We start from the raw sequence: 7,560 nt of genomic DNA, 5'->3' as shown, positions 1-7,560 counted from the left end.
AGGTAGTTCCATGAAGAAATATATCAAGTGGTTAGTGGAGGCAGGACTGGCCGAGGAGTCTGAAATAATTGGACTGACAGACGAAGAAATAAAGGAAATCGAGCGCGAACGCTCGATTTCGCTGCCCAACGACTACAAGGAGTTTTTGGCTCAGTGCGGTCGTCGTGCAGGGCTGTTTGGTAGGGATATTGATATTTTCTACCCCAACTTCCTCAGTTTAAACAAGGAATTTGACGAAGTTGCAGAGGAATTTGATATTCGTTATAGACCTGGGGTCGGTGCGTTTTTCTTCTCGGCGTATCAAGGTGGCTCTTTTCACTATTTTTTGTGCGAGGGTGATGATAGAAAAGTATATGTATTAAATGATGGCGATATCGCTCCGGTGGTTGTAAGTGAATCGTTTATTTCTTTTTTCTTTAATGCAGTGTCAAGTTATCAGGATGCATTTTTTACGAAACCTGATAAGACTTGGATGTCGTAGTTGGGGTGATTTTTTTGGTACTGTTGATTCAGGTGGGGTAATTATGTCTGGGCATTAATATCGCTCCAATCAGATGCCCCGCATGAACTTCGTTTTTATTCACCAGAACATGCCGGGCCAGTGGCGACACATCATTGCCCATCTGGCCGCTGAGAAAACCCATCGCATTGTTGTGATTGGCAAGCGCAAGCGACTCGCTTCAATTGGGGTGGATCACCGCACATACCACTTGGGCAGCCGCTACGACGAGTTCGGGGGCCACGTGGCGCTGAGTTCATTCGAAAGCTTTCTGGCCCACGGCCGGGCAGTGGCCTCCATCCTCCAACTTCTGAAGACAGAGGGCTTCCAGCCCGATGTGATTGCTGCGCACCCGGGATGGGGTGAGTCGCTGTTCGCCAAGGACGTGTTCCCCGAAGTGCCTTTGCTGCACTACTGCGAGTTCTACTACCGCTCGCGCGGTAGCGACTACGGTTTCTCGGGCGGGGGTTCTGCGATGCAGGAGATGAACCTGCGTGCGCGCAATGCTGGACTGTCGCTCGGGCTGGAAGCCATGGACTGGGGAGTGAGCCCAACCCAATGGCAAAAGGACCTGCACCCCGTCGATTCGCAACACCGGATCTCGGTAATCCACGATGGCATTGACACCGACGTGGTGCGCCCCGATGAGCACGCCCAGTTAAAGCTGCCCAACGGTCAGACGTTGACCGCCCAGGATGAGGTGGTTACCTTCGTTGCGCGCAACCTGGAGCCGCAGCGCGGGTTTGACCGGTTCCTTCTTGCAGCTGAAATTCTTCAGAACACGCGCCCCCATGTCCAGGTCGTGATCGAAGGCGGTGATGGCGTCAGCTATGGCAAAGGCCCGGCGGACGGCGGTTCATGGAAGAGCCATCTGCTGGACAAAGTTCGCCTCGATCCACAGCGCACGCATTTTGTCGGACGCCAGTCGTTTGCTGATCACATCAAGCTGCTGCAGATTTCCACTGCACACGCCTACCTGAGTGTTCCGTTCGTGCTCTCATGGTCAATGACCGAAGCCATGAGCGCAGGCTGCCTGGTGGTTGGCTCGGACACGGCACCGGTGCGCGAGTTGATCCAGCACGGCCGCAATGGCTTGTTGGTGGACTACTTCGACGTGAACAACATCGCCACCACGCTTGCGCATGCGTTGCAGAAGCGGGACGCAATGCGCAGGCTGCGGGCCAATGCGCGGGCCACGATCGTAGATGGGTTTGATCAGAAGCGCCTGTGCGTGCCCAAGATGGCCCAGTTGCTCGAGGACGTTGCTCGCCACGGCAGGCCCTTGCGATGACTTGGTAGCGAGTTGGAGGCAACGTTTGCTCAGCCGTTGGCTCGTGACAGGACGAGTGAATCAATTGCACCATTGTCGGATATCGCTGCCTTACCTCTGCGTAACGTGTCCTGCTTACTAGTTGGTAAGTTCACATTGCGTTGTTGGAAATTTGCAAAGTCGTAACGGTTCTGTGCAATGTGTGTGAAAACGCAAAAACCAAAGTAGACTCGCCTACGGCACATCGGCCGGGTAGCTGTTCAGCGCGTTTGAAGAAGAACCGCTGTGCACCCTGGTGGCCTTTGTCGTATCAGTACTAAAAAGTCTCAGCGCGTGTGTATTGCTCTGTGGGAGCGCTGCACGCCGATGAGGAGAGCAACGCTGTGTGCTTTCGGCTTTGTAGTGTTTGCGGCAAGAAAAAATGAGGGTCAGTAGGGATGGGAGTTGAAGCGGCAACACCTCGGGTGGGGGTGTGCTTCATGGGGAATGCCGGGCGTCCACTCAATAACAGCATGAATAGCTGAGGGGCGTCTTTCCAGTACCAATTTTTGTTTTTCTTGGCGCGCGCCGCCTTGCGGCGCAGCCATGCGCGCGTGCTATTGAGAGTTGGTGCTTGTATGAATGCGGATCTTGCGTTGAAGATGCTTTCGGACCTGTTCTGGACAGGGCTCATCGTCTGCCTGCCCGTGCTCGGGCTGACCATGTTGGTCGGCTTGTTGATCAGCGTGCTGCAAGTGATGACGCAGGTGCAGGAAATGTCGCTCACCTTCGTGCCAAAGCTGGTCATGGCGGCCGCGGCCATCATCATTTTTGGGCCATGGATGCTCAAAAAGCTCGCGCAGTTCGCCACCCAGCTGTGGGTCGGCATCCCCAGCATGTTCTGAGCATTTGTCTGCCATGGCTGCCGGCTCTCTGGATGCATTGGTGTTCTCCGCGCTGCGCGGTGAAACACGCCCCATGGTCCTGCTGGCTCCGGTCTTCCTGCTGTCCTTGCGCATCGCCACTGTTCTTGCCATGACTCCGGTTCTGTACGCCATGCCTATCCCCGCGAGGGTCAGAGCGATCGTGGTGCTTGCGCTGGCTGTCACCATTGCGGCAGGATTGCAAAAGCCGGTGGGCATCTCGGTGGACGGCGCCGGCCAGTGGATCCAGGCGGCGCTTGTGGAGATGGCACTGGGCGCCACCTTGGCGCTGGGTGTTCTGGTGGCTTTCGCTGCATTTTCCATGGCAGGTAATCTGCTCGATGTTCAGATCGGATTCGGTCTTGCCCAGGTGTTCGATCCTGTGAGCCAGCGACCATCGGCGCTGCTCGTTTCCACCTTCAACTACGCGGCGGTGCTGGTGTTCTTCCTGGTGGACGGGCACCACGCTCTCTTGCGCGCGCTGGCTTACAGCGTAGAGGCTTTCCCCTTGGGCGCACCGTGGTCGGCCGAAGCCGTGGCGGGCTCTGTGCTCAAGCAGGCCGGCGGCCTGTTCAGCCTGGGGTTCGCACTGGCTGCCCCTGTGGTGTTCTGCATCCTGATGGTGGAACTGGCATTGGGCGTGGTCTCGCGCAACCTTCCACAAATCAACATGCTCGTTCTTGGCATACCGACCAAGATCGTCGTCGGATTCGCGGTCCTGTCCTTGTGGTTCGCAGGAATGGGCGGAGCCATGAACCGGGTGTACGCCAGCATCTATGACACCTGGGCGTCGATGTTCCTCGCAGCTGCAGCAGCAGAGCCAAGCCGCGCCGCTCCCGACCAGGGAGGGACCCGCTGATGGCCGAGCAAGACCTTGATCGCGAAGAAGCGGCAACACCCTACAAGCTGGAGAAGGCCCGAGAGAAAGGCCAGGTCTCCAAGAGCGCGGATGTAGTGTCCGCAGTGGTGTTCATCGTGGCCGTCGTGTATCTGAGCTCACGCGGCTGGGAAACCGTGCTGGCGCAGTTCCAGTTCGACCAGAAACTGCTGCTCAAGAGTTGGCAGCTCGATCCGGGCGGAGCAAGTCTGTGGCCGCTGATCGAGGGGGCGCTGAAGGTCACCTTCATCTGGCTCGCGCCGTTTCTCATCACGATCGTGCTCGCCGCGGTCCTGGCCAACGTGCTGCAGACGGGCATCATTTTCTCGTTCGATCCGATCATTGCCGACATCACGCGCCTCAACCCGGTCAACGGGTTCAAGAAGGTGTTCTCGATGCGTACGCTGTTCGATGCGGCACGGGCTTGCGTAAAGCTTGCGCTGCTGATCGTCACCGCGTACTACGCGCTGACGGCGCTCGCCCCACAGTTCTACAACCTGTCCGGTCTTTCTCCGTTGGGCTACGTGCACACCCTTTTGGGGGATATGGCGAGCCTGGGCTTGAAGATGGCATTGATTCTTGGTTTGATCGCGCTCGCGGATTTGCTGTTCACCAAGCGTGAGTTCGCCAAGCGGATGCGCATGAGCAAGCGCGAAATCAAGGACGAGGCCAAGAACCGGGACGGGGATCCGCGCATTCGCGCTCGCATGCGTGAACTGCGCAACGAGGCACGCAAACGCAGCCAATCCTTGCAGCAAACCAAGAACGCGGACGTCGTGCTGACCAACCCTACACATGTGGCGGTAGCGCTGCGCTACGTCCACGGCGAGATGGACTCGCCACAGGTCATCGCCAAGGGCGCAGGACACCTGGCCGCGGTCATGCGCCAAGTGGCGGCACGGCACAACATCCCGGTTGTGCGCAGCCCTAGCCTCGCGCGCAAGCTGTTCAAGGAGTTGGAGCTCGAGCACTACGTGCCGCCTCATATGTTCGTGGAAGTAGCGCGGATCATCGTTTGGGTTTTTGCAATGCGCGACCGCAATGCACAGGGCGCACGCGCAGGGACGGCAGCATGAACGCGCTTCAACGCTTCTTTGGCAAGCACAGCGACGTCGCCATGGTGCTCGTGGTGATGGGCGTGCTGGTGGTGCTCTTTGCGCCCATCCCGAGCCCGCTGCTGGACTTCCTGATCCTCACGAATTTCAGTTTCGCTTTCCTGATCCTGCTGCTGACGTTCTACATGGCGCGGCCGGTGGAATTCTCGACATTTCCGTCGTTGCTGCTCATCGCGACACTGTTTCGCTTGTCGCTCAACGTGGCGGCCACGCGCCTGATCCTTTCGGACGGCGATGCCGGGCAGGTGATCGGGGCCATCGGCGCCTACGTGGTGGGCGGCAACTACGTGATCGGCCTGATCGTCTTTCTGATCCTGATCGTTGTGCAGTACGTGGTGGTGACCAACGGCGCCCAGCGCATCTCCGAAGTGGCGGCACGTTTCACACTGGACAGCATGCCCGGCCAGCAGATGAGCATCGATGCCGACCTGAACATGGGCTTTATCGATCAGGAAGAAGCACAGCGCCGCCGCAAAAACATTGAGAAGGAAGCTGGCTTCTACGGCGCGATGGACGGGGCCAGCAAGTTCGTGAAGGGTGATGCGATCGCCGGGATCATCATCCTGCTGATCAACATCGTGGGTGGCCTGGTGATCGGTATCTTGCAGCACAAGATGCCCTGGGACCAGGCATTGCGCACGTACTCGCTGCTGACCATCGGCGATGGCATCGTGACGCAGGTGCCAGCGCTCATCATTGCAGTGGCCACCGGCATCATCGTGACCCGCTCGGCATCGGACGGCAACCTGAGCCAGGAGGTGCTGCGCCAGATCACCTCGTTCCCCAAGACTCTGTTGCTTGTCGGCGCGGCCTTGTCCGGGCTGCTCCTGCTCCCGGGCATCCCGATGCTGCCGACGATGGCCCTGATCACGTTTGTCGGGGCGGTGGCCTGGTTTGTGTACCGAACCGTCAAGGCCCAAGCGACCACCACCGCCAATGCAGAAACAGCGGATGGTGATGGCGCTGCGCAAGCCGGATCGGAAGAAAACGCGGAGGACCCCTATGCGGCCCTGCAGGTAGAGCCCATCGAGATCCACGTGGGAAGCCAGTGGGCCGCGCTCGTGAACCAGCCAGGCAGTGCTTTCATGGAGCGGATCGTCACCTTTCGCAAGCAGCACGCCCAGGAACTGGGGTTCGTTCTGCCGCGCGTACGCTTCAAGGATGCGGTTCGTTTGGGTGCAGACCGGTACGAGATCCATCTGGATGGCGTGATCTGCGGCCGCGGCGATGCGCGAGTTGACCGAATCCTCGCGATCCACCCGTCTGGCAAGACCGACGGCCTGGCGGGCCAACCGACACGCGATCCGACCTATGGCCTGCCGGCCCTGTGGATCGAGGAAGAGCAGCGCGGGGCGGCCATGGCGGCCAAGTTCACCCTTGTGGATGCGCCTACCGTTTTCATGACGCACCTGACTGAAGTCCTGCGCCGCGAGTCAGCGGCGCTGCTCACGCGCGCAGAGACCGACAAGCTGCTTGCCCGGGTGCGTGCGCAGCACGCCAGCCTGGTGGAGGAATTGATTCCCACGGTCCTGTCCGTCAGTGACGTGCAGAAGGTTCTGCAAAACCTGTTGCGCGAAAAGGTCTCGATCCGCCACATCGAAGCCATCCTGGAAACCCTTGCGGATGCAGGGCGCCAGTCCAAGGATGCGAACTACCTCACCGAGCTGGTGCGCCTGCGACTGGGCCACGCCATTTGCCAAGGCCTGTTGGGCGACTCCACGGCACTTCATGTGCTCACGCTGGATCCGGTCGTGGAAAGCCAGTTCCTGCACAGCGTCCAGACAGCCCAGGCCGCTGGCGCGGAAGGCAGCAACGCAGCCCCAAGCTCATTCGTTCTGGAGCCCAAGATGGCTGAGCAGTTGATGGTCAAGCTGATGCAACAAGCCGAACGAATGATGAAGGGCAACATGCTGCCCGTACTGCTGTGTGCGCCAGAGCTGCGTCGTCATGTGCGTTCATTGTCCGAGCGGGTCATGCCACACCTGCGTGTGCTGTCCATGGCTGAGATTCCGCACACCATTGAATTGAAGTCCTACGCCGTAGTGAGTCTCTGACGATCCACGCCACTTCGCTACTTTCCACATCCAACCCCGCCATGCAAGAAGTTCTCGCCCTCGCTTTGCAGTCCATGCACACCGACATGCAAAAGCTCGACCGCGTTGGCACCAACCTCGCCAATGCCCTGACGACGGGCTACCAGCGCGAAGTGCTGGCAAGCCAACCCATGGGAATTGCCGCACAGGCGTTTTCTGCGGTGGTGGAGGGCATGCAGGCGCAGCCTTCTGGAGCGGCCGTAGCGGCGATGCCTTCGCTGAAGATGTCATCGATGCTGGCGCAGACCGACATGCGCCCTGGCACGCTCAAGTCCACGGGGCAGAGCCTGGACGTGGCGCTGGCAGGACCTGGCTACTTTGAGGTCATGACCGAAGCCGGCCCCGCTTACACCCGCCAGGGAGCGTTTCGGGTTGACGCCCGTGGGCGCCTGGTATCCGCCCAAGGGCATCCCGTCATGGGCAAAGGCGGCGAGATCAACCTGAACGGCGATCGTCCGTTCATCGATGCAGCCGGCAATGTCTTTGAGTCGCGCACGGGCACGATGGACAGCACGACGCCAGTTGCCCAGATCAAGGTGCTTCAGCCAGAGGACACCAAGTCCATGCAGCGCCTGGGCGAGGGTTTGTTCTCGGCAGACGGCTCGTTCGCAGCGGTGAAGGAATCGGACATCCAGATCCGTCAAGGTTTTCTGGAGAACTCGAACGTCAACTCCATGCAGGAGATGGTGCAGCTCATGCAGACCATGCGCCACTTCGAGTCCATGCAGAAGGTTGCGTTGGGCTACGACGACATGACCGGGCAGGCCGTGCGCAAGCTCGGTGAGCTTTCCTGAGCTGTCCACA

At 59.3% G+C, this 7,560-nt stretch carries 7 protein-coding genes; all 7 read left to right on the top strand.

The window, feature by feature from the left end; all coding sequences use genetic code 11:
* The first annotated feature begins 10 nt into the window (after positions 1-10).
* Entirely contained in the window at positions 11-481 is a 471-nt protein-coding gene (locus tag AC07PF_RS08085) for an SMI1/KNR4 family protein (RefSeq protein ID WP_494611471.1), read from the top strand.
* Between the two features lie 82 nt (positions 482-563).
* Positions 564-1,790 (top strand): glycosyltransferase, encoded by a 1,227-nt coding sequence (locus tag AC07PF_RS08080; protein WP_494611470.1) that lies wholly within the window; start codon positions 564-566, stop codon positions 1,788-1,790.
* A 596-nt stretch (positions 1,791-2,386) separates the two neighbouring features.
* The gene (locus AC07PF_RS08075; RefSeq protein WP_494611469.1) at positions 2,387-2,653 is read left to right on the top strand and encodes a flagellar biosynthetic protein FliQ; all 267 of its coding nucleotides are present in this window, start codon (positions 2,387-2,389) and stop codon (positions 2,651-2,653) included.
* Between the two features lie 13 nt (positions 2,654-2,666).
* Positions 2,667-3,530, top strand: a complete 864-nt coding sequence (fliR, locus tag AC07PF_RS08070; RefSeq protein ID WP_494611468.1) for a flagellar biosynthetic protein FliR — start codon at positions 2,667-2,669, stop codon at positions 3,528-3,530.
* Positions 3,530-4,624: an EscU/YscU/HrcU family type III secretion system export apparatus switch protein gene (locus AC07PF_RS08065; protein WP_494611467.1), complete on the top strand. Its 1,095-nt coding sequence runs from the start codon at positions 3,530-3,532 to the stop codon at positions 4,622-4,624. Before fliR ends, AC07PF_RS08065 begins: the two co-directional genes overlap by 1 nt.
* Entirely contained in the window at positions 4,621-6,717 is a 2,097-nt protein-coding gene (gene flhA, locus AC07PF_RS08060) for a flagellar biosynthesis protein FlhA (protein ID WP_494611466.1), read from the top strand. The genes AC07PF_RS08065 and flhA overlap by 4 nt, the downstream gene beginning before the upstream one ends.
* Positions 6,718-6,758: 41 nt before the next feature.
* Positions 6,759-7,550, top strand: coding sequence for a flagellar hook-basal body protein (locus AC07PF_RS08055; protein WP_494611465.1), 792 nt, complete (start codon positions 6,759-6,761; stop codon positions 7,548-7,550).
* Positions 7,551-7,560: the final 10 nt, after the last annotated feature.

The organism is Acidovorax sp. GW821-FHT10A04, from assembly GCF_059415825.1.
The sequence above is the reverse complement of the archived record's forward strand: the minus strand, read 5'-3'. Positions and strand labels throughout refer to the sequence as shown.